Source organism: Rhizobium bangladeshense (assembly GCF_017357245.1).
Taxonomy (GTDB): Bacteria; Pseudomonadota; Alphaproteobacteria; order Rhizobiales; family Rhizobiaceae; genus Rhizobium; species Rhizobium bangladeshense.
This window is the reverse complement of record NZ_CP071612.1, coordinates 21,452-47,459: the sequence shown is the minus strand read 5'-3', so window position 1 is coordinate 47,459 and position 26,008 is coordinate 21,452. Positions and strand designations below refer to the sequence as shown.

The 26,008-nt window shown below is 61.7% G+C and carries 23 protein-coding genes; 20 read left to right on the top strand and 3 right to left on the bottom strand.

Annotated elements, in window-relative coordinates; genetic code table 11:
* Window positions 1-164: 164 nt before the first annotated feature.
* From hisB to coaA, 9 genes are read left to right on the top strand one after another with little or no spacing between them, the layout of a single operon-like run.
* Window positions 165-773: an imidazoleglycerol-phosphate dehydratase HisB gene (hisB, locus tag J2J98_RS00240; RefSeq protein ID WP_064708246.1), complete on the top strand. Its 609-nt coding sequence runs from the start codon at window positions 165-167 to the stop codon at window positions 771-773.
* Between the two features lie 21 nt (window positions 774-794).
* Window positions 795-1,277 carry a DUF2628 domain-containing protein gene (locus J2J98_RS00235; protein WP_207602034.1) on the top strand — a complete coding sequence of 161 codons (483 nt, stop codon included), beginning with the start codon at window positions 795-797 and terminating at the stop codon, window positions 1,275-1,277.
* Window positions 1,278-1,279: 2 nt separating this feature from the next.
* A complete protein-coding gene (gene hisH, locus J2J98_RS00230) occupies window positions 1,280-1,930 on the top strand; it encodes an imidazole glycerol phosphate synthase subunit HisH (RefSeq protein ID WP_064708197.1) in 651 nt (216 codons plus the stop codon).
* 52 nt (window positions 1,931-1,982) lie between these two features.
* The gene (locus tag J2J98_RS00225; protein WP_064708196.1) at window positions 1,983-2,165 is read left to right on the top strand and encodes a hypothetical protein; all 183 of its coding nucleotides are present in this window, start codon (window positions 1,983-1,985) and stop codon (window positions 2,163-2,165) included.
* Complete coding sequence (locus J2J98_RS00220; protein ID WP_064708195.1) at window positions 2,162-2,719, top strand: hypothetical protein; 558 nt, start codon at window positions 2,162-2,164, stop codon at window positions 2,717-2,719. Before J2J98_RS00225 ends, J2J98_RS00220 begins: the two co-directional genes overlap by 4 nt.
* Window positions 2,720-2,725: 6 nt before the next feature.
* Window positions 2,726-3,472, top strand: coding sequence for a 1-(5-phosphoribosyl)-5-[(5-phosphoribosylamino)methylideneamino]imidazole-4-carboxamide isomerase (gene hisA / locus J2J98_RS00215; protein WP_207602033.1), 747 nt, complete (start codon window positions 2,726-2,728; stop codon window positions 3,470-3,472).
* The gene (gene hisF, locus J2J98_RS00210) at window positions 3,472-4,260 is read left to right on the top strand and encodes an imidazole glycerol phosphate synthase subunit HisF (protein ID WP_064708193.1); all 789 of its coding nucleotides are present in this window, start codon (window positions 3,472-3,474) and stop codon (window positions 4,258-4,260) included. Before hisA ends, hisF begins: the two co-directional genes overlap by 1 nt.
* Before the next feature lie 16 nt (window positions 4,261-4,276).
* The gene (locus tag J2J98_RS00205; RefSeq protein ID WP_207602032.1) at window positions 4,277-4,600 is read left to right on the top strand and encodes a phosphoribosyl-ATP diphosphatase; all 324 of its coding nucleotides are present in this window, start codon (window positions 4,277-4,279) and stop codon (window positions 4,598-4,600) included.
* Entirely contained in the window at window positions 4,597-5,592 is a 996-nt protein-coding gene (coaA, locus tag J2J98_RS00200) for a type I pantothenate kinase (protein ID WP_207602031.1), read from the top strand. Before J2J98_RS00205 ends, coaA begins: the two co-directional genes overlap by 4 nt.
* A gap of 14 nt (window positions 5,593-5,606) precedes the next feature.
* Here coaA and J2J98_RS00195 read toward each other — a convergent pair whose 3' ends face one another.
* From J2J98_RS00195 to J2J98_RS00185, 3 genes are all read right to left on the bottom strand, one after another.
* A complete protein-coding gene (locus tag J2J98_RS00195) occupies window positions 5,607-6,218 on the bottom strand; it encodes an alpha-ketoglutarate-dependent dioxygenase AlkB (protein WP_207602030.1) in 612 nt (203 codons plus the stop codon).
* A 1-nt stretch (window position 6,219) separates the two neighbouring features.
* On the bottom strand, window positions 6,220-6,657 hold the full coding sequence (arfB, locus tag J2J98_RS00190; RefSeq protein WP_064708245.1) for an alternative ribosome rescue aminoacyl-tRNA hydrolase ArfB: 438 nt from the start codon (window positions 6,655-6,657) through the stop codon (window positions 6,220-6,222).
* Window positions 6,658-6,765: 108 nt separating this feature from the next.
* Entirely contained in the window at window positions 6,766-8,376 is a 1,611-nt protein-coding gene (locus J2J98_RS00185; protein ID WP_207602029.1) for a phosphoenolpyruvate carboxykinase, read from the bottom strand.
* Between the two features lie 339 nt (window positions 8,377-8,715).
* Between J2J98_RS00185 and J2J98_RS00180 the strand changes: the two genes are divergently transcribed.
* From J2J98_RS00180 to addA, 11 genes are all read left to right on the top strand, one after another.
* Window positions 8,716-9,453, top strand: a complete 738-nt coding sequence (locus tag J2J98_RS00180; protein WP_190233656.1) for a response regulator transcription factor — start codon at window positions 8,716-8,718, stop codon at window positions 9,451-9,453.
* A gap of 77 nt (window positions 9,454-9,530) precedes the next feature.
* On the top strand, window positions 9,531-11,321 hold the full coding sequence (locus J2J98_RS00175) for a sensor histidine kinase (RefSeq protein WP_064708188.1): 1,791 nt from the start codon (window positions 9,531-9,533) through the stop codon (window positions 11,319-11,321).
* Window positions 11,318-11,767 carry an HPr kinase/phosphorylase gene (locus tag J2J98_RS00170; RefSeq protein ID WP_064708187.1) on the top strand — a complete coding sequence of 150 codons (450 nt, stop codon included), beginning with the start codon at window positions 11,318-11,320 and terminating at the stop codon, window positions 11,765-11,767. The genes J2J98_RS00175 and J2J98_RS00170 overlap by 4 nt, the downstream gene beginning before the upstream one ends.
* A gap of 150 nt (window positions 11,768-11,917) precedes the next feature.
* Window positions 11,918-12,319: a PTS sugar transporter subunit IIA gene (locus J2J98_RS00165; RefSeq protein WP_011423437.1), complete on the top strand. Its 402-nt coding sequence runs from the start codon at window positions 11,918-11,920 to the stop codon at window positions 12,317-12,319.
* Window positions 12,320-12,328: 9 nt separating this feature from the next.
* Window positions 12,329-12,604 carry an HPr family phosphocarrier protein gene (locus J2J98_RS00160; RefSeq protein ID WP_064708186.1) on the top strand — a complete coding sequence of 92 codons (276 nt, stop codon included), beginning with the start codon at window positions 12,329-12,331 and terminating at the stop codon, window positions 12,602-12,604.
* Window positions 12,605-12,747: 143 nt separating this feature from the next.
* Window positions 12,748-14,148 (top strand): adenosylhomocysteinase, encoded by a 1,401-nt coding sequence (gene ahcY / locus J2J98_RS00155; protein ID WP_064696368.1) that lies wholly within the window; start codon window positions 12,748-12,750, stop codon window positions 14,146-14,148.
* A gap of 203 nt (window positions 14,149-14,351) precedes the next feature.
* Window positions 14,352-16,934, top strand: a complete 2,583-nt coding sequence (locus J2J98_RS00150) for a sensor histidine kinase (RefSeq protein ID WP_207602028.1) — start codon at window positions 14,352-14,354, stop codon at window positions 16,932-16,934.
* Window positions 16,931-18,445 carry a tRNA (adenosine(37)-N6)-threonylcarbamoyltransferase complex ATPase subunit type 1 TsaE gene (gene tsaE / locus J2J98_RS00145; protein WP_207602027.1) on the top strand — a complete coding sequence of 505 codons (1,515 nt, stop codon included), beginning with the start codon at window positions 16,931-16,933 and terminating at the stop codon, window positions 18,443-18,445. Before J2J98_RS00150 ends, tsaE begins: the two co-directional genes overlap by 4 nt.
* Window positions 18,446-18,458: 13 nt before the next feature.
* Window positions 18,459-19,190 carry a nucleotidyltransferase family protein gene (locus J2J98_RS00140; protein ID WP_207602026.1) on the top strand — a complete coding sequence of 244 codons (732 nt, stop codon included), beginning with the start codon at window positions 18,459-18,461 and terminating at the stop codon, window positions 19,188-19,190.
* Window positions 19,191-19,194: 4 nt separating this feature from the next.
* Complete coding sequence (addB, locus tag J2J98_RS00135; protein WP_207602025.1) at window positions 19,195-22,389, top strand: double-strand break repair protein AddB; 3,195 nt, start codon at window positions 19,195-19,197, stop codon at window positions 22,387-22,389.
* Entirely contained in the window at window positions 22,382-25,933 is a 3,552-nt protein-coding gene (gene addA, locus J2J98_RS00130) for a double-strand break repair helicase AddA (protein ID WP_207602024.1), read from the top strand. Before addB ends, addA begins: the two co-directional genes overlap by 8 nt.
* The last annotated feature ends 75 nt before the right edge of the window (window positions 25,934-26,008 follow it).

Genomic DNA, 26,008 nt, shown 5'->3' with positions numbered 1-26,008 from the left:
GCCCATGACGCGGGCCTTTACATAAAACCGCATACCGGTCCTTGTTGAACCCTATGTAAGCAGGCCGGGGCCGATTGCAAATGGGCGGGCTTTTCTCCTGCCCGGCTTCTGGATATTTGCCGATGCGCCTGATAAGGAACGGCCTTATTCCGATGGAGGGCCACATGGCCGAGACCGCAGCAAGCCGCACGGGCAGCGTTTCCCGCAAGACCAACGAGACGTCGATTTCCGTTTCCGTCAATCTCGACGGCACTGGCAAATCGAAGATTTCGAGCGGCGTCGGCTTCTTCGACCATATGCTCGACCAGCTTTCGCGGCACTCGCTGATCGACATGGAGATTGAAGCAAAGGGCGACCTGCATATCGACGATCACCATACGGTCGAGGACACAGGCATCGCGATTGGCCAAGCGATCTCGAAAGCGCTCGGCGACCGCCGGGGCATCACACGCTACGCTTCGATCGATCTTGCCATGGACGAGACGATGACCAAGGCTGCGGTCGATCTTTCGGGCCGGCCGTTCCTCGTCTGGAATGTCGCCTTCAGCGCGCCGAAGATCGGCACCTTCGACACGGAACTCGTGCGCGAATTCTTCCAGGCGCTCGCCCAGAACGCGGGCATCACCTTGCATGTTCTCAACCACTATGGCGCCAACAACCACCATATTGCCGAGACATGCTTCAAGGCAGTTGCCCGCGCATTGCGCACGGCGACAGAGATCGATCCGAGACAGGCAGACCGTGTTCCCTCGACGAAGGGCACGCTCGTCTGAGCCCCTCAGGGAGCTGCGACAATGACATCCAGCTATATATTCCTGACGCCCGGCGCTACGAACGCCACTGCCGATGAAACGCGAACCATTCGCGACGGCTTCACGTTCCTCGGGTTGCTGTTTCCATGGATCTGGCTGCTGGCACACCGACTGTGGCTGCATGCGGCCGCGGCTTTCGCGCTGCAGACGATCGGCGGGGCGCTGATGGATGAACCGGGCCTCTGGCCAGCGGGAGTGGCGATCATGCTTGGCGTGAACATGATCGTCGGTCTCGAGGGTCAGAACTGGCGCATCCGCGATCTTGCCGCCAAGGGTTGGAACGAGAACGCACTCATTGCGGCCGACAAGCTCGACATTGCCGAGCAGATTTATTTTTCAGACGGGCCAGCCGCAGCGGATCATGACGACACCGTCGTACCGGACTGGCAGAACAAGCCCGGTGCAAACAGTTCGCGCGGTCAGGCTACATCGCTTGGTCTCTTTGGCTTTGATGGAGGACGCTGACGATGCGCGTCGCGATTATCGACTACGGTTCCGGCAATCTACGTTCGGCCACCAAGGCTTTCGAACGGGCCGCCCGCGAAGCGGGCATCGATGCCCGTATCGACCTTACCGATAAGGCAGAGGACGTCGCCGCGGCCGACCGTATCGTGCTTCCAGGCGTCGGTGCTTATGCCGATTGCCGGCACGGTCTCGATGCTGTGCCCGGAATGGCGGAGGTGCTGATCGAGGCCGTCGAGAAGAAGGCGCGGCCCTTCCTCGGTATCTGCGTCGGCATGCAGCTCATGTCCTCACGCGGTCTCGAGAAGACCGTGACGCACGGCTTCGGCTGGATTCCCGGCGATGTCATTGAGATGACGCCTGGCGATCCGGCGTTGAAGATACCGCAGATCGGCTGGAACACGCTCGACCTGAAGCGCGAACATCCGCTCATCGACGCAATTCCCACCGGGCCACAGGGGCTGCACGCCTATTTCGTGCATTCCTACCATCTTGCCGCCGAAAATGCCGAGGATGTCATTGCGACGGTCGATTATGGCGGCCCGATGACCGCCCTCGTCGGGCGCGACAACATGGTGGGTGCCCAGTTTCACCCGGAAAAGAGCCAGAAGCTCGGCCTCGCCCTGATCGCCAATTTCCTGCGCTGGAACCCGTAATACCTCCGCCTTATTTCCTCTTTATGGAAAGAGCGGAACAGGAGTGCGCTCGATGCCGGAGTCGCGGAAATCAGGCAAGGTGTTCTATATGCTGAGACCCTCCCGAGAGGGTCTGCCTCCCTTCTCGGACATCCGGCTCCCCGACGGAACGATCATTCGCCGTGTCGACGAAGCCCTCCATAAAAGAGCGCTTTCGAACGCGGCCAAGGCATTGAAAGAAAGGCTGGACCGATGATCCACGAATTTCTTGCCGGCAATGAGAATTCGCAGCTGCGCGCCAATGGGATCAACGCCGGCGATATCACCGAAGCCGTGCTGGAATTTTATATCGAAGATGAAGACGATCTGATCGGGCTGCTCGCCTACGCGCTCTACGAGCGGCAAAAGCGCGATTTCGTCATCAGCTATCGCAAGCGAAATGCCGGCCGTTCGCCCAATGAGGCCGAGCTTGCCGCCGTCTCCAGCAACTATCTCTCCACCGACCTGCGCAACACGCTGCGCGATCGCGCCTCGCAGATTCTTTCGAGCTATGCCGAAACCTATGTGGAGGCGATGGAGCCTGATATCCGGCTCGCCGCCGTCAACAGCGACGCGCTGCGGCGGGTGCGCGAGATCGAGAAATCGGTCAAGAAACGCCTCGGTTTCTGGCGCCAAGTGCGTGCCGGTTTCATCGTCACCCTTCTGCTTCTGCTGCTTTTGAGCGCGGCCGCCATTGCCGCTGTCTTTTTCCGCTCGGATATCGTAGATGCGTGGAATGCGCTGATGACAGCGATCACTCTACGGACGTAAGACGACATGATCCTTTTTCCCGCGATCGACCTGAAGGGCGGCCAATGCGTCCGCCTGAAGCTCGGCGACATGCAGCAGGCGACGGTCTACAACACCGATCCGGCCGCCCAGGCGAAATCCTTCGAAGAGCAGGGTTTCGAATGGCTGCACGTGGTCGACCTCGACGGCGCCTTTGCGGGACATTCGGCTAATGGCGACGCCGTCGAGGCGATCCTGAAGGCGACGAAAAATCCGGTGCAACTCGGCGGCGGCATCCGTACGCTCGCTCATATCGAGGCCTGGCTGTCTCGCGGACTGCGGCGCGTCATTCTCGGCACCGTCGCGGTCAGAAATCCTGATCTGGTCATCGAGGCCTGCCGGCAATTTCCGGACCAGGTTGCCGTCGGCATCGACGCCAAGGGCGGCAAGGTGGCGGTCGAGGGTTGGGCCGAGGCTTCGGAACTCGGCATCATCGAGCTTGCCAGGAAATTCGAGGGCGCCGGCGTCGCCGCGATCATCTATACCGATATCGACCGCGACGGCATCCTGACCGGCATCAACTGGAGCTCGACGCTGGAGCTTGCCGATGCCGTCTCCATTCCCGTCATCGCCTCGGGCGGCCTTGCCTCCATTGAAGACATCAAGCGCATGCTGCAGCCCGACGCACGAAAGCTCGAAGGCGCGATTTCAGGCCGTGCGCTCTATGACGGCCGCATCGACCCGGCGGAAGCGCTGGCGTTGATCAAGGCCAGCAGGGCAAAGGAAACCGCATAATGACCCTCAAAGCCCGTGTCATCCCCTGCCTCGACGTCAAGGACGGCCGCGTCGTCAAGGGCGTCAACTTTCTCAATCTCGTCGATGCCGGCGACCCGGTCGAAGCGGCGAAGGCCTATGACGCCGCCGGCGCCGACGAGCTCTGCTTCCTCGACATCACCGCGTCCTCGGACAATCGCGAGACGATCTTCGATGTCGTATCGCGCACGGCCGATCAGTGCTTCATGCCGCTGACCGTCGGCGGCGGAGTGAGAACCATCGCCGATATCCGCAAGCTGCTGCTGTGCGGCGCCGACAAGGTGTCGATCAATTCGGCAGCCGTCAGCAATCCCGATTTCGTTGCCGAGGCGGCCGACAAGTTCGGCGATCAGTGCATCGTCGTCTCGATCGATGCCAAACGCCGGCGCACGCAGGCGGTCGGCGGCGACAATCTCAGCGCCTGGGAGATCTATACGCATGGCGGCCGCAACGCGACCGGCATCGATGCGGTTGAGTTCGCCCAGAAGATGGTGGCGCGCGGTGCCGGCGAGTTGCTGGTCACCTCGATGGACCGCGACGGCACCAAGGTCGGCTATGATCTGGAACTGACGCGGACGATTGCCGATGCGGTGCGCGTTCCGGTGATCGCCTCGGGCGGCGTCGGCGACCTCGACGATCTCGTCGCCGGGGTGAAGGAGGGCCACGCCAATGCCGTGCTCGCCGCATCGATCTTCCACTTCGGCACCTATTCCGTCGGCGAGGCGAAGCACTATATGTCGAAGTGCGGTATCGACATGCGTCTCGACTGAATCTGAAAGCGCAGATATGAGCGGATTTTCCCTTTCCGACCTCGAAACCATCGTCGAAGAGCGGTCGAAGGCCTCACCGGAGCACTCCTGGACCGCAAAACTCGTGGCCGCCGGCCAGCCGAAGGCGGCGAAGAAGCTTGGTGAAGAGGCAATCGAAGCCGTGATGGCAGCGGTCACCGGCGACCGCGACAATCTGACCTATGAAGCCGCCGACGTGCTCTATCACCTTTTGGTCGTATTGAAGATTGCTGAAATACCGTTAGAGAATGTGATGGCCGAGCTCGAGCGCAGAACCGCGCAGTCCGGTCTCAAGGAAAAGGCCAGCCGGCAGAGTTCATGAGTATCGCGACTGAGATTATCGGGGTGCCGGAGATATTGGATCACTTCCAGTCGGAATCCTATTCGCCCTACCATTTCTTCTCTTCCGAGCAATGGGCGAAATTTCGGGCGGACACGCCGCTTACGCTGACCGGAGACGAGGTCAAACGGCTGCGCTCGATGGGCGACCCGATCGATCTCGACGAGGTCCGGCGCATCTATCTCTCGCTGTCGCGTCTGCTCTCGTCGCATGTCGAATCCTCGCAACTGCTGTTCGAGCAGCGCAACCGCTTCCTCAGCCTCTCCGACGTGACGAAGACGCCCTTCGTCATCGGAATCGCCGGCTCGGTCGCTGTTGGAAAATCGACCACGGCCCGTATCCTGAAGGAGCTCCTGGGCCGCTGGCCTTCCAGCCCGAAGGTCGATCTCGTCACCACCGACGGTTTCCTTCACCCGAATGCCGTGCTGCAGCGGGAAAAGCTGATGCAGCGCAAGGGTTTTCCGGAAAGTTACGATACGGCCGCGATCCTGCGCTTCCTCTCGGCGATCAAGGCCGGACGGCCCGATGTGAAGGCGCCGTGTTATTCGCATCTCGTCTACGACGTGCTGCCGGACGAATACAAGATCGTCGACCGGCCCGACATCCTGATCTTCGAAGGCATCAACGTGCTGCAATCGCGCGACCTGCCGGCCGATGGCAAGATCGTGCCGATGGTGTCCGACTTCTTCGACTTTTCGATCTATATCGATGCCGCGGAAGACCAGATCCACAACTGGTATGTGACGCGCTTCATGCGGCTGCGGGAAACCGCCTTCCGCGATCCAAACTCCTATTTTCATCGCTACGCCTCAATCACCGATGCGGAAGCGCTTGAAATCGCCGAAGATCTCTGGACGAACATCAACCTGAAGAATCTGCGCCAGAACATCCTGCCGACGCGGCCGCGCGCCGATCTCATCCTGAAAAAGGGCAAGAATCATCTGATCGAACAGGTCGCGCTCAGAAAACTATAGCAGGCTATCGATTTTCACAGACGAACGCGGCGCAGCGTCAGATTGATGCGGCCGCCGTTCTTCAACAGCGTCGATGTCGCGGGGTAGATGCGGTCGACACCATGGTAACAAAGCCTCCCCTCGCCGCCCAGCACGATCAGATCGCCGCTCGAAAGCTTGAAAGATAGCGTGCGGTCTTTGCGGTCGAGGCCGCCGAGACGGAAGAGGCAGCTGTTGCCGAGAGAGATCGACACGACAGGGGCGTGCAGATCCTGCTCGTCCTTGTCCTGATGCAGGCCCATGCGGGCGTCGTCGGAATAGAAATTGACGAGACAGGCTTCCGGCGGCTTGTCATAACCCGAAACATCATTCCAGATGTCGAGCAATTGCTGCGGCATCTCGGGCCAGGGCCTACCCGTTTCCGGGTGCGTCGGCTGATAGCGATAGCCGCGCCCCTTGTCGGTCACCCAACCGAGCGGCCCGCAATTGGTCATGCGCACCGACATCGGCTTGCCGGTGCCGGGCATGCCAGGCATGAAAAGCGGCGCTTCGGCCACGACAGCACGGATCAGTTCGACCAATGCTTCCTGGCTCGCCCGGTCGAGATAGCCCGGCAGATGGCGGATGCCGTTCAGGAGCTCGGGCATGTCACTCGCCGCCGCCGGGGCGGCCGCGCATTTTCTTGACTTCCGAGCGGCCGGATTTCTCCTTCAGGCGGCGCTCGACCGAACCTTTGGTCGGCTTGGTCTTCTTGCGCGGTGGCGGCGGCGGCTTGGCCGCCTCCACAATCAGTTCCTTCAGCCGCTCGCGCGCATCCTCGCGGTTGCGGTCCTGGCTGCGAAAGCGGCTCGCCTCGATCATCAGCACGCCCTCCTTCGACATACGCCGGCCGGCAAGCTTGATCGCATTGGCCTTGACGCGATCACTGAGGGAAGGCGAATTCGCGATGTTGAAGAACAGCTGGACCGCCGTCGAAACCTTGTTGACGTTCTGCCCACCAGGGCCGCCCGCCAGAACGAACTGTTCCGTCAGTTCCCATCCGGCGATGGTAATCCTGTCATCGATGTAGAGCGCGTCGCTGGCCATGCGGCGTTCTATCTCATATCGGCCGCCAATTGAAAACATCGGCCCTCAACGAGAAAACCCGGCAATCCTGCGATGCCGGGTTTCACGTGAATCAGAAGTTTAGTCTTCTTACTCAGCAGCAACCTTGACGCCGGGGGCGGCATCGCGGACGCCGCCATCGACGTGGTTCTCGAACTTGGCGAAGTTGGCGATGAACATCGACACCAGCTTTTCAGCCTGCGCATCATAAGCTGCCTTGTCGGCCCAGGTCGAGCGCGGATCGAGAATGCCGCCGTCGACGCCATCGACGGAAACCGGCACGGCAAAGCCGAAATTCGTATCCGCGCGGAATTCGACCTGACCGAGTTTGCCGCTGAGGGCGGCAGCGAGAAGGGCGCGCGTGGCCTTGATCGGCATGCGCTTGCCGGTGCCGTAAGCGCCGCCGGTCCAGCCGGTGTTGACAAGCCAGCACTCGACGCCGTGGCGGCTGATGAGATCCTTGAGCAGGTTGCCGTATTCGGCCGGGTGACGCGGCATGAATGGCGCGCCGAAGCAGGTGGAGAATGTCGCTTCCGGCTCGACGACCCCCTTTTCGGTGCCCGCCACCTTGGCGGTGTAGCCGGAAAGGAAGTGATACATCGCCTGATCGGGCGTCAGGCGCGCGATCGGCGGCATGACGCCGAAGGCGTCGGCGGTCAGCATGATGATCGTCCTCGGATGCCCGGCGCGGCCGGTTTCCGAAGCGTTCGGTATGAAATGCATCGGATAGGCGCAACGGGTGTTTTCCGTCAGCGAACCGTCATCGAAATCAGGCTCGCGGCGATCGTCCAGCACGACGTTTTCAAGCACGGTGCCGAAGCGCTGCGTCGTTGCGTAGATTTCCGGCTCTGCCTCGGCCGAGAGGCGGATGGTCTTGGCGTAGCAGCCGCCTTCGAAGTTGAAGATGCCGTTTTCGCTCCAGCCATGCTCGTCATCCCCGATCAGCGTACGCGCCGGATCAGCCGACAGCGTCGTCTTGCCGGTGCCGGAAAGACCGAAGAAGACCGCCGCGTCACCGTCCGGACCGACATTGGCCGAGCAGTGCATCGGCATCACACCCTTTGCCGGCAGCAGGTAGTTCAGCACGGTGAAAACCGACTTCTTCATTTCGCCCGCATAGGAGGTGCCGCCGATGAGAACGAGACCGTTGGTGAGATCGCAGGCGATCACAGTTTCCGAACGGCAGCCGTGGCGCGCCGGATCGGCCTTGAAGCTCGGCAGATCGATGATCGTCAGCTTCGGCACGAAAGTGCCCAGTGCCGCCCTCTCGGGGCGGATCAGCAGATTGCGGATGAACAGCGAATGCCAGGCGAATTCGGTGACGACACGGGTCGGCAGGGCATGACCTTCTTCGGCGCCGCCAACGAGGTCCTGAACGAACAGATCCTTGCCGGCCGCATGCGCCAGCATGTCGTCGCGCAGCAGGGCGAAGTGTTTCGGCGAGAGCGGCTTGTTGTTGTCCCACCAGATTTCGCCATCGGTATTGGCGTCGCGGACGACGAACTTGTCGCGCGGCGAGCGGCCCGTATGCTGGCCGGTGATGGCCCGAAGCGCACCTTGAGCGGTCAGTTCGGCTTCACCCCGGCGGATCGCTTCTTCATAGAGCGCTGCGGCGGAAAAATTATAGCGGACGCTGGCTGCGCCGCCCAATCCAACCGTCGCAAGCTCCGTTGCCGGGTTATGAACTCCGAACTTTTCCATGGCTAGTTCCCTTTGTTCAGGCTCGTTGCCGTTAAAACTAAGCGGGAAAATACGGTGAGAAATTTTAAAAGACAAGAGACAAAAACTGAGAAAATATAGTAATATCAAATAATTAATCGATTTAAATTTGTTTCATTCTTTTTAAATCGTTTGAAGGACCAGCGTTGAAACATTTCGCCCTGCAACTTAGGAGCGCTGCGGAATTTTACGACAATCTTCCCCTTTATCTTTGCCACAATTTGTTCCACCTTTATCCTCCATAAGCGCATCCGGTCATTGAGACCGCCTGGGGACGACCAAAATCCGGGAGATTGCGCACTGATGACGGAGACCAACACCATGCCGACAATCGCGCTCGTTGACGACGACCGCAACATCCTCACCTCGGTGTCGATTGCACTGGAGGCCGAAGGATATAAGGTCGAGACCTATACGGACGGTGCCTCGGCACTCGACGGCCTTCTGGCGCGACCGCCCCAGCTTGCGATCTTCGATATCAAGATGCCGCGCATGGACGGCATGGAACTGTTGCGCCGCCTGCGGCAGAAATCGGATATTCCGGTCATCTTCCTCACCTCCAAGGATGAGGAGATCGACGAGCTGTTCGGTCTGAAAATGGGTGCGGACGATTTCATAACCAAGCCGTTTTCGCAGCGCCTGCTGGTGGAGCGCGTCCGCGCCGTTCTGCGCCGTGCGTCAAGCCGTGAAGCGGCGGCCGCCGGCGGCACAAGCCCCAGTGGTACGCCGAAGGCCGGTGCGGTGCAGCAGGCCCGCTCGCTGGAGCGCGGGCAACTCGTCATGGACCAGGAGCGCCATACCTGCACCTGGAAGGGCGAGGCCGTGACATTGACGGTGACCGAGTTCCTGATCCTGCACTCGCTGGCGCAACGCCCCGGTGTCGTCAAGAGCCGCGACGCACTGATGGACGCGGCCTATGACGAACAGGTCTATGTCGACGACCGGACCATCGACAGCCACATCAAGCGGCTGCGGAAGAAATTCAAGATGGTCGATACCGATTTTGATATGATTGAAACCCTCTACGGAGTGGGATACCGCTTCCGCGAAGCAGCTTGAGCCCGAGCGGCACAGCTGGAAATGTTTGAAGGTTGCCGGCCGGTTTATCCGGCCCAACCTTTCGAAAGGGCCTGTCATTGGCACAGTTGGTGCAAGAAAGGGATATAGACGATGCGGAGGGCGTGAGCACCCGTCGCATCCGGGGCCGCCGTTGGTCGCATCCCTTCACGCTGATCCGGCGCATCTTCGGCAATGCGGTGTTTTCGAGCCTGACGCGGCGCATCCTGTTCTTCAATCTCGTCGCGCTGGTGGTGCTCGTCGGCGGCATCCTTTATCTCAACCAGTTCCGCGAGGGCTTGATCGATGCCCGCGCCGAAAGCCTTCTGACGCAGGGCGAGATCATCGCCGGCGCCGTTTCGGCCTCGGCATCCGTCGATACGAACTCGATCACCATCGATCCGCAGAAGCTGCTCGAGCTGCAGGCCGGCCAGAGCATCACGCCGGTGCCGAATGACGAGGATCTGGAATTTCCGATCGATCCGGAGAAGGTTGCGCCGGTCCTGCGCCGGCTGATTTCGCCGACGCGCACGCGCGCCCGCATCTTCGATGCCGACGCCAATCTGCTGCTCGATTCACGTCACCTCTATTCGCGCGGCCAGGTGCTGCGCTTCGACCTTCCGCCGGTCGAGGAAGAGAAGCAGACCTGGAGCGATTGGTTCGCGACGCTGTTCAACAAGGCGCTGCAGCCTGGCAATCTACCGCTCTACAAGGAAGCGCCGGGCGGTGACGGGTCGATCTATCCCGAGGTGATGAATGCGCTGACCGGCGTGCGCGGCGCGGTCGTGCGCACCACCGAGAAAGGCGAACTCATCGTGTCCGTCGCCGTGCCGATCCAGCGCTTCCGCGCCGTACTCGGCGTGCTGCTGTTGTCGACGCAGGCGGGCGATATCGACAACATCGTTCATGCCGAACGGCTGGCCATCATGCGCGTCTTCGGTGTGGCTACGCTCGTCAACGTACTGCTGTCGCTGGTGCTCTCGTCGACGATCGCCAATCCGCTGCGCCGTCTTTCGGCAGCCGCCATTCGCGTTCGCCGCGGCGCCAAGACACGTGAGCAAATTCCGGACTTTTCCGCTCGCCAGGACGAAATCGGCAACCTCTCCATCGCCTTGCGCGAGATGACGACAGCCCTTTATGACCGCATCGACGCGATCGAGAGCTTTGCCGCCGATGTCAGCCACGAGCTCAAGAACCCGCTGACCTCGCTGCGAAGCGCCGTCGAAACGCTGCCGCTCGCCAGGTCGGAGGATTCCAAGAAACGGCTCCTTGACGTCATCCAGCACGATGTCCGCCGTCTCGATCGCCTGATCAGCGACATTTCCGACGCCTCGCGGCTCGATGCCGAACTCGCACGCGTCGACGCTGCCTCCATCGACATGGAGGTGCTGCTTCGCGATCTGATCGAGGTGTCGCGCCAGATCAGAGGCAGCAAGAAGCAGGTGGAGATCGACTATGTCGTCGAACGCAAGCCGAACATCAAGACGCGCTTCGTCGTCAATGGTCACGATCTGCGCATCGGCCAGATCGTCACCAACCTGATCGAGAACGCCCGCTCCTTCGTCCCCGAAAAAGACGGCAGGATTACCGTGCGGCTGCTGCGGACACGATCGCGCTGTATCACCACCATTGAAGACAACGGTCCCGGCATCCAGGCGGAAAACATCGATCGTATTTTTGAGCGCTTTTACACTGACCGGCCGGAATCGGAAGGCTTCGGCCAGAATTCGGGCCTCGGCCTGTCGATCAGCCGCCAGATCGCCGAGGCGCATGGCGGGTCGCTTAGAGCAGAGAACATCGTAGACGCCGAGAGCGGGCAGGTGCTTGGAGCGCGCTTTATCCTCGCCCTGCCCCTCGATCCAGCGACATGACGGAGGCCGCCAACATCCATGCGACGGCGATCGTCGTCGGCCGGACGGGGCTGCTGTTCAGCGGCCCCTCGGGCTGGGGGAAATCGATGCTGGCCTTCACCTGCATGACCGAGGCGCGACGCCTCGGGCTCTTCACCGCGCTCGTTGCCGATGATCAGGTGCTTCTGTCGGGGGAGTCCGGCACGGTGATCGCCACCTGCCCGCCGTCGATCGCCGGGCTGATCGAACTTCGCGGCACCGGCATCGTTCGGCAGCATCATATTCCTCAGGCGGCCATGCATTATGCCGTGCTTCCCGGCAGCGCTTCCGGCGAAAACCGCGTTCCCCCCGAGGGTGAAATCGTCAGTCTTTCCGCCGGTTTTTCACTTCCCGCATTGCGGTTGCTCACTGGCGTGTCTTCACCGCTTGCAATCCTGATGGCAAAAGCCCCTGATATCGGAGATTGAGGCCGTCCAGATTGATCAATCTGCCTTATATATTTGCATTTTTATCTTGCACTTCGGCTTTTCATGGCCAAGATGTGCCCCCACCGGTGGACGTAATTGCTGCATTGCGATATTGGGGCCACCGTTTGCGTATATGGGAGCAGTAATATCATGATCGGACTTGTGCTTGTCACTCATGGCAAGCTGGCTGAAGAGTTTCGCCATGCTGTCGAGCACGTCGTCGGTCCTCAGAAATTTATCGAGACGGTCTGTATTGGCCCCGAAGACGATATGGACCAGAGACGGCAGGACATTCTGCAAGCCGTTTCGGGTGCCGACGACGGCCATGGCGTCGTCATCCTGACCGACATGTTCGGCGGCACGCCGTCCAACCTCGCCATCTCGGTCATGAGCAGCGGCCACACTGAAGTCATTGCCGGCATGAACCTGCCGATGCTGATCAAGCTCGCCGGCGTGCGCGGCGAGAACAACATGGAGAAGGCGCTGGTGGAGGCTTCCGAAGCCGGGCGGAAATATATCAATGTCGCGAGCCGCGTGCTCAGCGGAAAATAACGGCGCCTCATGACATCGCTTTCCCGGGAACTCCTCATCATCAACAAGCGCGGCCTTCACGCTCGCGCCTCCGCCAAATTCGTTCAAATGGTCGAGACCTTCGATGCCGCTATCACCGTCTCGAAGGATGGAATGACGGTCGGCGGCACTTCGATCATGGGGCTGATGATGCTTGCCGCAAGCCCCGGCTCCAGCGTCGTCGTCTCTGCAAGCGGCAGCCAGGCCGAGGAGGCCCTGGAGGCCCTCGACCAGCTGATCCAGAACAAGTTCGGCGAAGAAATGTAAGCGTCGACCGAGTTCATATAAACATATAAAGACTTCTTTATATCCTTATTGCCTTCCCCGGCGAAGCCTGCTAAACGGCGGACATGCCCTGCGCTGGCTCGCGCCTGCGCCAATTTTGAGACGTTTTCAGCCTGGAGACCTCTATGAGCACTGAAAAAGATTATGTCGTCGCCGATATCGGGCTTGCGGATTTCGGCCGCAAGGAAATTACCATCGCCGAAACCGAAATGCCTGGACTGATGTCCTGCCGCGCGGAGTTCGGCGAGGCAAAGCCGCTGAAAGGCGCGCGCATTACCGGTTCGCTGCACATGACCATCCAGACGGCCGTCCTGATCGAAACGCTGGTGGCGCTCGGCGCCGAAGTCCGCTGGGCTTCCTGCAACATCTTCTCGACGCAGGATCATGCCGCTGCCGCAATCGCCGCTGCCGGCGTTCCGGTTTTCGCCATCAAGGGCGAGTCGCTCGAAGACTACTGGGTCTATACCGACAAGATCTTCCAGTGGGCGGATGGCGGCCTCTCCAACATGATTCTCGATGATGGCGGCGACGCCACCATGTACATCCTGCTCGGCGCCCGCGCCGAGGCCGGCGAGGATGTGCTCTCCCATCCGCATTCCGAGGAGGAAGAAATCCTCTTCGCACAGATCAAGAAGCGCCTCGCCGCTTCTCCGGGCTGGTTCACCAAGCAGCGCGACGCGATCAAGGGCGTCACCGAGGAAACAACGACGGGCGTCAACCGCCTCTATCAGCTGAGCCAGAAGGGCCTGCTGCCCTTCCCCGCGATCAACGTCAACGACTCCGTCACCAAGTCGAAGTTCGACAACAAGTATGGCTGCAAGGAATCGCTGGTCGACGGCATCCGCCGCGGCACGGACGTAATGATGGCCGGCAAGGTCGCCGTCGTCTGCGGTTACGGTGATGTCGGCAAGGGTTCCGCTGCCTCGCTTTCCGGCGCCGGCGCCCGCGTAAAGGTCACGGAAGCCGATCCGATCTGCGCTCTGCAGGCCGCCATGGACGGTTATGAAGTCGTCCTGCTCGAAGACGTCGTTTCCTCGGCCGACATCTTCATCACCACGACGGGCAACAAGGACGTCATCCGCATCGACCACATGCGGCAGATGAAGGACATGGCGATCGTCGGCAATATCGGCCATTTCGACAATGAAATCGAGGTCGCCGCGCTGCGTAACCTCAAGTGGACCAACGTCAAGCCGCAGGTCGACCTGATCGAGTTCCCCAAGGGCAACCGCATCATCCTTCTCTCCGAAGGCCGTCTGCTCAACCTCGGCAATGCGACGGGCCATCCGTCCTTTGTAATGTCGGCTTCCTTCACCAACCAGACGCTGGCTCAAATCGAGCTCTTCACCAAGCCCGGCCAGTACGAGAACAAGGTGTACATCCTGCCGAAGCATCTCGATGAGAAGGTCGCCCGCCTTCACCTCGACAAGCTCGGTGTGAAGCTTACCCAGCTCAGCGAAGAGCAGGCTGCCTATATTGGCGTGAAGCCGCAGGGCCCGTTCAAGTCCGACCACTACAGATATTGATAGGCTCATCGATATCCACAAGATGTAGAAGCCGCGGCATTGACAAATGTCGCGGCTTATTTTTTGGCCGCTCCCTTCCCGCCGATTCCCTTCCGAAGTATTGTTTTGAGACTTGATTCGTGGCGCCGGACCCCGTCCGACCGCTCCGAAAATGGGATGTCTTGTCGTAATGCGGCACATTGAAAGACGGAGACATACCGCGGATGTCGGAAGTGAAAAACAGCCTGACCGGTCAGGCGGACGATGGTGCTCGCACTCCCCGTCCGTTCATGGCAGGCAAGGGATTTAAATCTGCCACGGCACACGAGGCCGCGAAGCAAGAGCACGGATCATTGGCGCGCTTCCTGAAGATTTGCGCGGCGGGCACGGCGCTTGCCGTACTGGCGCGGCCAGTTCTGGCACAAAGCGAGCAGCAGGCGGCGGCCTCGGCTCACCTCTTCACCTCCACACAGGTCGTCGGCGTTTCCGTTGTCATCGGCGTCATTTCGGCGGCGCTGCTTTCAACGCTGTGGCTCGTGCGCCAGCGCGGCAATCTGGAAAACGAGAGCCGGGAAATCCGCTCGGCGCTCTCCGATGCCCAGCAGCGCATTTCGCAATATCAGGCGCTGATCGCCGACAAGAACCGGCGCATCGTCATCTGGGACGGCAATTCGCGCCCGGAACTGCTTGGCCAGCTCCCGCCTGAGACGGGCGCACCGCAGGACGGCGAATTCCTGGCCTTCGGCCTCTGGCTGAAGTCACACTCGGCCTCGGAGCTTGAAAAGGCGATCGACCGGCTGCGCGAGGCGGCGCAGAGCTTCGATATGGTGGTCGAGACCATCCGTGATGAAATCCTCGAGGCGCAGGGGCGGGTTTCCGGCGGACGCGCCTTCGTCCGTTTCGTGGCGCTCAACAATTTGCGCGCCGAGCTTGCCGAACTCAGGATCGAGCGCGACCGGCTGATGACGTCGATCTCGGCCTTCCAGACCATGCTCGACGCGATCGACATGCCGGCGTGGCAGCGCGACCCGGCGGGGCGCCTCACCTGGGTCAACCAGGCTTATGGCGACGCAGTCGAGGCGCGCTCGCCGCAGCAGGCGATCAATGAAGGCCGCGAGATGCTGACGACCGTGGCGCGCGAGCGCATCCGCGCGACGACGACGCCGGAATCGCCCTTCCACGACAAGATCTCGACCGTCGTGCGCGGCAATCGCACATTCTTCGACGTCGTCGACGTCAAGGTCCCCGGCGGCTCTGCCGGGATTGCGATCGACGTGTCAGACATAGAGGCGGTGCGGGCCGAGCTGGAGCGGACGCTGAAAAGCCATGCTGAAACGCTTGACCATCTCGCGACACCCGTCGCCATCTTCGACGGCGAGCGCCGGCTGCAATTCTACAACCAGGCCTTCGTCGCGCTCTGGGAACTTGATATCGCCTTCCTTGAGGGCCGTCCCGACAATAGCGAACTGCTCGAGCGGCTGCGGGCAGCCAAGAAGCTGCCGGACCAGCTCAACTGGAAAAGCTGGAAGGAAGCCGCTCTTTCCGTCTATCGCGCACTCGACACGCAATCGGACCTCTGGCACCTGCCCAACGGACAGACGCTGCGCGTCTTCGCCACCGCCCATCCGCAGGGCGGCGCCACCTGGGTTTTCGAAAATCTGACCGAACAGGTGGATCTCGAAACACGCTACAACACGCTGGTCAAGGTACAGGGCGAAACGATCGATCATCTTTCCGAAGGGGTGGCGGTATTCGGGCCCGATGGACGTATCCGCCTGTCGAATCCAGCCTTCCGCGCACTCTGGGGGATTACGGAAACCGAAGCCAAGCCCGGCACCCATATCCGTGCGCTGGGCGAGGCCTGCGCGCCGTCCTATGACCGGCCGGACGGCTGGAAGACTTTCGCCGAACTGATCACCAGCTTCGACGACGAGCGCCGCTCGAGCCAGGGAACGCTGGAACTCTTCTCAGGCCTAGTGCTCGATTACGCCGTCATCCCGCTGCCGAACGCGCAGACCATGCTGACCTTCGTCAACATGACGGACAGCGTACGGGCAGAGCGGGCGCTGACCGAAAAGAACGAGGCGCTGCGCAAGGCCGATGAGCTGAAGAACGACTTCGTCCAGCATGTTTCCTATGAGCTTCGCTCACCGCTGACGAATATCATCGGCTTCACCGACCTCCTGCGCACGCCGGGCGTCGGGCCGCTGAACGAACGGCAGGCTGAGTATATCGACCACATCTCGACCTCGTCCTCGGTTCTCTTGACGCTCGTCAACGATATTCTCGACCTTGCGACCGTCGATGCCGGTATCATGCGGCTCAATTATGCCGAGATTGATCTCAACGATTTGCTCGACGACGTCTCGATGCAGATCGCCGACCGGCTGCAGGAAAGCGGCGTCGCGCTCGAAATCACCGCCCCCGCCTATCTCGGCACCATCATCGCCGATCCGCAGCGGCTGAAGCAGATCCTTCTGAAGCTTCTTGCCAATGCAGCGAATTTTTCGCCGGAAGGCACCTCGATTTCTCTGGAATGCCATCGCGAAGGCACGGATTTCGTGTTCTCCGTCCGCGATCACGGCCCCGGCATTTCCCCCGACATGATCGCGACCGTTTTCGACCGGTTTGCAACGGGGGCAAAGAGCGGCAAACGCGGCGGTGCCGGCCTCGGCCTCTCGATCGTCGACAGTTTCGTCAGCCTGCATCATGGCGACGTGACGATCGACAGCGAGCCGGGCAAGGGTACGACAGTGGTCTGCCGTATCCCCTCGGTCAACATACCGCATTCCGCCGCCGCCGAATGACGACCGCTGATACGATCTCGCTTTTCCTGGAAAACGAGGCGGCCACGCTTCGCCTCGGCGAGGACCTGGCGCTGGCCTTGAAGGCCGGCGATTGTCTTGCCCTGTCAGGCGATCTCGGCGCCGGCAAATCCTCGCTCGCCCGTGCGATCCTGCGTGCCATTGCCGATGACGAAGGGCTCGAAGTCCCGAGCCCGACCTTTACGCTGGTGCAATCCTACGATCTGCGTATCCCGGTGTCGCACTTTGATCTCTATCGGCTCGGCGACCCCGCCGAATTGACGGAGCTCGGTTTCGACGAAGCCCTGCAGAACGGCATCTGTCTCGTCGAATGGCCGGAAATGGCCGCGAGCGAATTGCCTGGGGAACGCATCGCCTTGACGCTGACGCATGAAGGCAACGGCCGCCGGGCGACGATCAGCGCCGCAGGCGCACAGGCCTTGCGCATCCGCCGCGTACTGGCGATCCGCAATTTCCTTGAAGACGCCGGCTATTCCGATGCCAAACGTCGCTTCCTGACCGGCGATGCCTCATTGCGCGCCTACGAGGCGATCTATCGCGAGAACGCCGAGCGCCGTACCATCCTGATGGACTGGCGGCCGCATCCCGAGGGACCGCCGGTCCATGACGGCAAGCCCTATCCTAAGGTTGCGCATCTGGCACAGGACGCCTATCCCTTTGTTGCCATTGCCGATGCGCTGCGAGAACGGGGTTTTGCGGCGCCGGAGATTTACAAGGTCGATTATGCGCAGGGCATCCTCTTGATCGAGGATCTCGGCACCGAAGGGGTGCTCGACGACGAGGGGCGGCCGATCGCTGAGCGTTACCGGCAAAGCGTCGCCTGTCTTGCCCATCTTCATTCCTTGCCGTTTCCGCAGGACATACCGGTCTCCGCTACCCATACACATCACATACCTGATTTCGATCGCACGGCGATGAGGATGGAAGTGCAGCTTGTGCTCGACTGGCACATTGCCTGGAGGCGCGGCAGCGCACCGTCGGACAGCGAGCGCAAGGAATATCTGGCGATCTGGGACGCGCTGATCGATGAGCTGGCGGCGGCCGAAAAGAACCTGCTGCTGCGCGATTTCCATTCACCGAACATCATCTGGCGGCCGCAGGAGAGAGGCATCAAAAAGGTCGGCCTGATCGACTTCCAGGACGCGATGATCGGCCCTACAGCCTATGACCTTGCCTCCATCGTTCAGGACGCCCGCGTCACGATCGAGCCGCAGCTTTTCCGGCAGCTGATGGATGATTATCTGGCGCTTCGCCATGCCCAGGGCGGCTTCGACGAAGCCGGATTCCTGAAAGCATGGGCGATCATGTCGGCGCAGCGCAATTGCAAGCTTGCCGGTCTCTGGGTGCGGCTGCTGCAGCGGGACGGCAAGCCCGGCTATCTCAAACATATGCCACGCACGCTCACCTATCTGAACGTCGCGCTCGAGCATGAGGCGCTCGCCCCCTTGCGCGATTGGTGCGCAAGGGCTGGAATAGGCCAGAGCGAATCATAAGTTCCGGATCAAGATGACCATCAGACAAGCCATGGTACTGGCCGCGGGTCTCGGGACCCGCATGCGCCCGATCACTGAGACGATTCCGAAGCCGCTGGTGAGGGTCGACGGCAAGCCGATGATCGATTATACGCTCGATGCGCTCGTTTCGGCCGGCGTCGAGCGGGCCGTCGTCAACGTTCATCATCACGCCGAGCAGATGATCGACCATCTCGGGAAATATCGCGGCCTCGATATCATCATATCAGACGAGCGGGACGGGCTGATGAATTCCGGCGGCGGGCTGGCGAAGGGGCTGAAGCTGCTCGACCGCGACAATCTCTTCGTTATGAACGCCGATCTCTTCTGGATCGGCGAACAGCCGGGCCAGCCGACCAACCTTCAGAGATTAGGCGGATTCTTCGACGCTGAACGGATGGACATGGCGCTGCTCTGTGTCGAGATCGAGAATACCACAGGCCATAACGGCAAGAACGATTTCAGCCTCGCTGCAGATGGCCGGCTGACGCGTTATCGCGACGATACGTCCAATCCCGTCGTCTACGCCGGGGCGATTGCCATGAACCCGGCGCTGTTTGATGATGCGCCGAAAGATGCCTTCAACCTCAATATCTATTTCGACGAGGCGATCGCGCGCCGACGATTGTTCGGCATCGTGCTCGAAGGCCATTGGCTGACTGTGGGAACGCCAGAGGCAATCGGCGAAGCGGAGGAAACGATCCGTCGACTGCGGGCGTTCGCGTGAGATCATGGCGGAGCGGCACCAGCCACGCATCCTGACGATCCCGGCGGGCCTTCCTTTCCTGAAAACCCTGGCAGTGGCTCTTTGCGACGGCCGGCTGACGCCGCTTTTCCGGCATGAGGCCGATGATCCCCTGTCGCTCGCCAAGGTAACCATCTATCTGCCGACCCGCCGCGCCGTACGCGTGCTGCGCTCGGAATTCGTCGATCTGCTTGGCGGCCGCTCGGCAATCCTGCCGGTGATCCGTCCTCTCGGCGAAACCGATGATGACAGCGGATATTTCGAAGAGGCGCTGCCGGCAACCATCGATCTCGCCCAGCCGCTGTCGAATACCTCCCGGCTGCTGGAACTGGCGCGCCTTATCCTTGCCTGGCGAAACAAACTGCCGGAGATCGTCCGTGATATTCATTCGGAATCACCGCTCGTTGCGCCGGCAAGCCCGGCGGATGCTATCTGGCTCGCCCGCAACCTCGCGGAACTGATCGATTCCATCGAAACCGAGGATCTCGACTGGTCGGAACTGGCCAAACTAGACACCGGCGACTATGCCGCCTGGTGGCAGCTGACGGCAGAGTTCCTGCAGATCGCCAGCGCTTTCTGGCCGGAGCGGCTTTCCGAACTCGGAAGGTCTTCCCCGGCCCGACACAGAAACGCCATTCTTAGGGCCGAGGCAGCCAGAATTTCGGCGACGAAACCCAGCGGGCCGATCATCATCGCCGGTTCGACAGGTTCGGTTCCTGCGACTGCCGACCTCATCGCTGCCGTCGCCAATCTCTCCGAAGGCGTGATCGTGCTCCCAGGCCTCGATCTCTCCATGCCGGAAAGGCATTGGCAAATGGTCGCGCCGGAACCGGCGCCCGGCCAGCATGCCAATCCGGCCAGCCGGAGCCATCCGCAATATGGCCTGTCAACGCTGCTGAAGAGGCTCAGACTGAGCCGGGCCGATATCATGCTCCTTGACAGGCCGGAGGCCGATCTCGATCGGCGCGCCGAAATCCTGTCGCGCGCGCTCGCCCCGGCGGAAGCGACCAGCGACTGGGGGGCATGGAAGGGCGAGCTGCCGGGGGGCGCGCTGACTTCCGCCTTCGGCGATGTTTCGCTGATCGAAGCCGCCAATGAACGTGAGGAAGCAACCGCGATCGCCATAGCGCTCAGGCTGGCGCTGGAAAGGCCGGTTCAGGATGGCGAAAGCCGGGCCGCGCTGATCACGCCGGACCGCAACCTCGCCCGTCGGGTGATGGCGGAACTTTCCCGCTTCGGCATCCTGGCCGACGATTCGGCCGGCACGCCACTTTCCGCCACGCCGCAAGGCACCTTGCTGCAACTGCTGTTGGAGGCGACGCTGCGGCCGGGTGATCCGGTGGCGATCGTGTCACTGCTCAAGCATCCGCTGGCGCGCTTCGGCCTCGAACGCGACGCCCTGATTTCCGCGACCGAAGCGCTCGAACTGCTGGCGCTGCGCGGCGGCGTGTCGGAGGTGGATATCAGTGCGCTGGAGTTGCTCCTGACCCATCAACTCGGCGAGCAGGCTCTCGACCGACACGCGCCGGAATGGCGAACGGCGCTTCCAGCCGAGGCCGCCAATGCCGCATCCGAGCTCGCCCGGCGGGTTACCCGCGCAACCGAGCCTCTCGCTTCCGCGCTAATCCGGCGCCGGCCGGAAGATCGCGGCAAGACGGCACGTTTCACGCTATCCGAATGGGCGGAGCGGACCGGCCGTTCGCTCGAAGCGGTCGCGGCAGATCCGGAAGGCAATCTTGCCGATCTCTGGTCACATGAAGCAGGCGACGCCCTTGCCTCGCTCCTTGGCGAAGTCATCGATACGGATGGCCAGATGGAGGCCGACGGGCCGCAGTGGATCGACATCATGGCCGCACTCGCCGCCGGCCATGCGGTGAAGCCACGGGCGCTCAGCCATCCCCGCCTCTTCATCTTCGGCACGCTGGAAGCCCGTCTGCAGAGCGTCGACACACTGATTCTCGGAGGCCTGAACGAAGGCTCCTGGCCAGGGCAGAGCGCCAACAATCCCTTCATTCCGCGGATGATGAAGACGGAGATTGGACTCGAACCGCCGGAGCGGCGCATCGGTCAGCTGGCGCATGACTTCGAGATGGCGAACGGCACCCGCCACCTGATTTATTCGAGAGCACTGCGCCAAGGTTCGACGCCGACAGTCGCCTCACGCTGGCTGCAGCGGCTGCTGGCGCTGGGCGGAGAGGCATTTGAAGCGGCCTTGAGGGAGCGCGGTAACCGGTACCTGCAATGGGCCGGCCTCATCGATCGGGGAGAGGCCCAGTCACCGGCGCAGCGACCCTCTCCGAAACCACCGCTTGCGCTGCAGCCGAAATCCTATTCCTTCAGCGAGGTCGGGCGGCTACGCCGCGATCCCTATGCCATCTATGCCCGCCGCATCCTGCGGCTCGATCCGGTCGACGCGTTCAATCGCGAGCCGGGAGCGGCCGAACGCGGAACTCTCTATCACAAGATCATCGACCGGTTCATCCGCGAGGCCCATGCGGCCGGCACGCCGGAGGCCTCAGCGGCAATGGAACGGATCCTGAGCGAGCTTTTCGACATGGAAAGGCTGCCGCCGCATATCGATGCCGTCTGGCGCCCGCGCTTTCGCGACGTGGCCCGTGCCTTCCTCGAATGGGAAGCCGGACGACGCCCCGCTATCCGCAGGACGCTGACTGAAGTGCGCGGCGGCGTGGAGCTGGAGACAATCAACATCCGGCTCAACGGCGTTGCGGACCGGATCGACATTACAGGACCGGGCGCGGCCGACATTATCGACTACAAGACCGGCTACAATCCTTCACCGGCACAGGCACGCGCGCTTCTCGATCCGCAGCTCGCGCTCGAAGCGGCGGCTTTGAGCGCCGGAGCCTTTCGGGATGCCGGCAGTCTGGCGCCGCAGGATCTGCTCTATGTCCGCCTCCGTCCGGGAGCCCGGTTCCAGGTCGATACGGTGAACAACGAAAACTCGGCCCGCAGCGATAAGGCGAAATCGGCGATGGACCTTGCCGGAGAATCGGTCGACCAGCTGATCAAGTTCGTCAGTTTGCTGCAGTCCGGTGAAAGGGGCTTTACCTCACGGCTCATTCCGGCGCAGCAGTTTGACTTCGGCGGCGACTACGATCATCTCGCCCGTGTCTCCGAATGGTCGACGGCTGAGACTGAGGAAGGCGGCGGCGATGAGTGACCAAACCGCTCTTCCGACTGACGACGATCCGGGCGCGTGGATCGGCTGGACCACGATCCAGCAGGCGATCGCCTCCGATCCCGAGCGCTCGGCCTGGGTGTCGGCCAATGCCGGTTCCGGCAAGACACATGTTCTGACCCAGCGCGTCATTCGTCTCCTGCTTGCCGGCGCGCGGCCTTCCGCCATTCTCTGCCTGACCTATACCAAGGCCGCGGCCTCCGAAATGTCGAATCGCGTCTTCGAACGGCTGGCGGACTGGGTGGTGCTTGACGACGAAGATCTCAGCAGGCGGATCATGCAGATCGAGGGTACGGCGCCCGATGCGCTGAAACTCGCCGAGGCGCGCCGGCTGTTCGCGAAGGCGCTGGAAACGCCGGGCGGATTGAAGATCCAGACGATTCATGCCTTTTGCGAAGCGCTGCTGCACCAATTCCCGCTGGAGGCCAATGTTGCCGGACATTTCTCGGTCCTCGACGATCGCGCGGCGGCGGCACTGCTTTCCGATGCGCGCCGGGCGCTGCTGACGGCAACAGCACCGGAGGAGGACAGCACCCTTGCCGAGGCTTTCGCTTATGTACTCAATCTTGGCGATGAATTCGGCCTTGAGAACCTGCTCGCCGACATCGTTGCCAACCGCAACGCCATTCGTCGCTTCACCACGGCTGCCGAGCGGCGGGGCGGCGTCGAGGCGGTTCTGCGCGAAAGGCTCGGCCTTGCTGCCGGAGATACGGAAAGCCGGATCGCGGCCCAATATTGGCCGTTGCCGGAGCTTTCGGGTGGCATGCTGGAGCTTTATCTGTCGCTTGCCGACCACAAGGGTGGCGCCAAGGCGCAGGAAATTGCCTATGGCCTGAGGCTCGCCGGCCGGGAGCGCGATGACGCCAGGCGCGCCGAAATGCTGGAGAAAATCTTCCTGACGGCGAAGGGCGAGCCGAAGTCGGACTCGCAGTTCCTGGTCAAGGCCATGCTTGCGGAAGCGCCGCAATTGACGAGCGCCATCGCCGCCGCCCGCGCGCATGTCGCTGCAAGCCGCGATCGGCTGAAGCTGATGCGGATGTACGGCGCCACGAGGGCCGCGCTCGTGCTCGCCGGTCGGCTGAATCACGACTATGAGGAACTGAAGAAACAGCGCAGCCAACTCGATTTCGAGGACTTGATCACCCGCACCGCCGACCTGCTGACGAAGAGTGGCGTCGGTCCCTGGATTCATTACAAACTCGACCGGGGAATCGATCACATCCTCGTCGACGAGGCGCAGGATACCAGCCCGATCCAATGGAGCGTCATCCAGTCGCTCGCCGAGGATTTCTTTTCCGGCGAGAGCGCCCGGCCGACCGTGCGCACGCTCTTCGCCGTCGGCGACGAGAAGCAGTCGATCTACTCCTTTCAAGGGGCGCGGCCCGAGCGTTTTTCCGAAGAGAGCGACCGGACGCGGCGGCGTGTCTCCGACAGCGGGCAGAGTTTTTCTTCGGTGCGGCTGCCGCTCTCCTTCCGCTCGACTGCCGACGTGCTCGAGGCCGTCGACCAGATCTTCAGGACATCGGACAATGCGCGGGGTCTGAGCGCCGTCGGCGAACCGGTCGTGCATCGTTCCAGCCGCATCGGGCATCCGGGCGCCGTCGATCTCTGGGAAATGGTCGCGCCCGAGGCGGTAGTGAAGGAAGAGGATTGGACGGCGCCCTTCGATGCGACACCGGAAAGCGCGCCGGCTGCAATCCTCGCGCGGCGGATCGCCCATGCAATTGGCATGCTCGTCGGCCATGAAACGATCGTCGACAAAGGCAAGGAGCGGCTGATCGAAGCCGGCGATATCCTCGTTCTCGTGCGCAAGCGCGATGCCTTCGTCAATGCGTTAACGCGCGCCTTGAAGCGCCGCGGCGACATTCCCGTCGCCGGTGCCGACAGACTGACGCTGACCAGCCATATCGCCGTGCAGGATCTGCTGGCACTCGGCCGCTTCCTGCTTCTGCCGGAAGACGACCTTTCGCTCGCTGCCGTGCTGAAGAGCCCGCTTTTCGATTTTTCCGAGGACGACATCTTTGCAATCGCCGGCCTGCGGGGCGACAACGAGAGCGTCTGGAGCCATCTCAAAAGATTTGCGGCCGACGGCACCGAACGTTTCCGTGCTGCCGTCGGAAGGCTGGAGCTGTTTCTTCGGCAGTCGAGGCATCTGTCGCTCCATGATTTCTATGCGCGTGTCCTGGGCAGCCATGGCGGACGGCGGCAATTCCTTGCCCGTCTCGGCACCGAGGTCAGCGATATCCTTGACGAATTCCTCACCTTTACCCTCGATCACGAGAGCTCCGGCCTTCCCGGACTGCAATCCTTCATCTCAACGCTGGAGCTCGAAGCGCCCGAGGTGAAGCGTGAGCAGGACAAGGGGCGCAACGAGGTGAGAATCATGACCGTACATGCCTCGAAAGGTCTTGAAGCGCCAATCGTCTTCCTCGTCGACGGCGGCTCGAAGGCCTTCACGCATACGCATCTGCCGAAGCTTCGCTTGCTCGAAACAGATCCGGACGAGCCGCCGCTGCCCGCCTGGGTTCCCGTCTCCGACCTCGCCAACTCACTGACGCAAAACGATGCCGCACGTATCCAGATGCTGGCGGAAGAGGAGTATCGCCGGCTGCTTTATGTCGCCATGACGCGGGCTGCCGACCGGCTGGTCGTCTGCGGCTACCGTGGCGTTCGCGTGAATAACGATACCTGGCACATGATGATTTCCACCGCGCTCAGCCAAGGCCATCCGCATGTCGAGGCGGCTACCTTCTCCGGCCCAGACGGAGAATGGCCGGGCATCCGATGGCGCGTTCCGCGGGTGGAGCGAAGCTTCGAGCGTATCGACCGCAACGAGACGCGCGACAGGCAGGAGGCGTTGCCGGAAGGCCTGTTGCGGCCATTGCCGCCGCAGGCTGAGCTGCCCCGCCCCCTCAGCCCCTCCGGCGCCGGGACGATCGTCGACGAAGACGAAGGCAGCCTGTTTGTCGCTTCACGTTTGTTCGGCGAGAAGGAACGCAGCGATCGTTCTCTGGAAAAGGGCAGGCTGATCCATCGCATGCTGCAGGCGCTTCCCGACATTCCGGCCGGCGAACGGCGAGATGCCGCGAACCGCTATGCGGAACGGGCGGCCCGGTTCTGGCCGGAGGTTGAAAGGCGCAGGCTCATTGATTCGGTTCTGAAACTATTGGAGGACGAGGGACTCCAGCCCGTCCTCGGCCGAGAGGCGAGACCCGAGGTCTCGATCATGGGTACATTGAGCCTCGACGGCAGGCGCTATGCCGTTTCCGGCCGCATCGACCGGCTTGCCGTGCTCGTCGATCGTGTCGTCATTCTCGATTACAAGACCAACCGGGTGCCGCCTTCGACCGAGGAGGCGATCCCTTTCGCACATAAGGCTCAGCTCGCGATCTACCGTGAAATCCTGGCGCCGCTCTATCCCGGCAAACGCGTGGACTGCATGCTCGTCTACACCGAGAATGCTTCGCTCTACACTCTGAGCGAAGCGGCGCTCGGTTTGGCGCTTGCAGGACTCAAGACAAAGTGAAATACCGAACATTGAAAATTTGGCGCCGCACCATCACATGTGGTTCAACATCTTTTTCCGTCAAAGGAGCAGCCT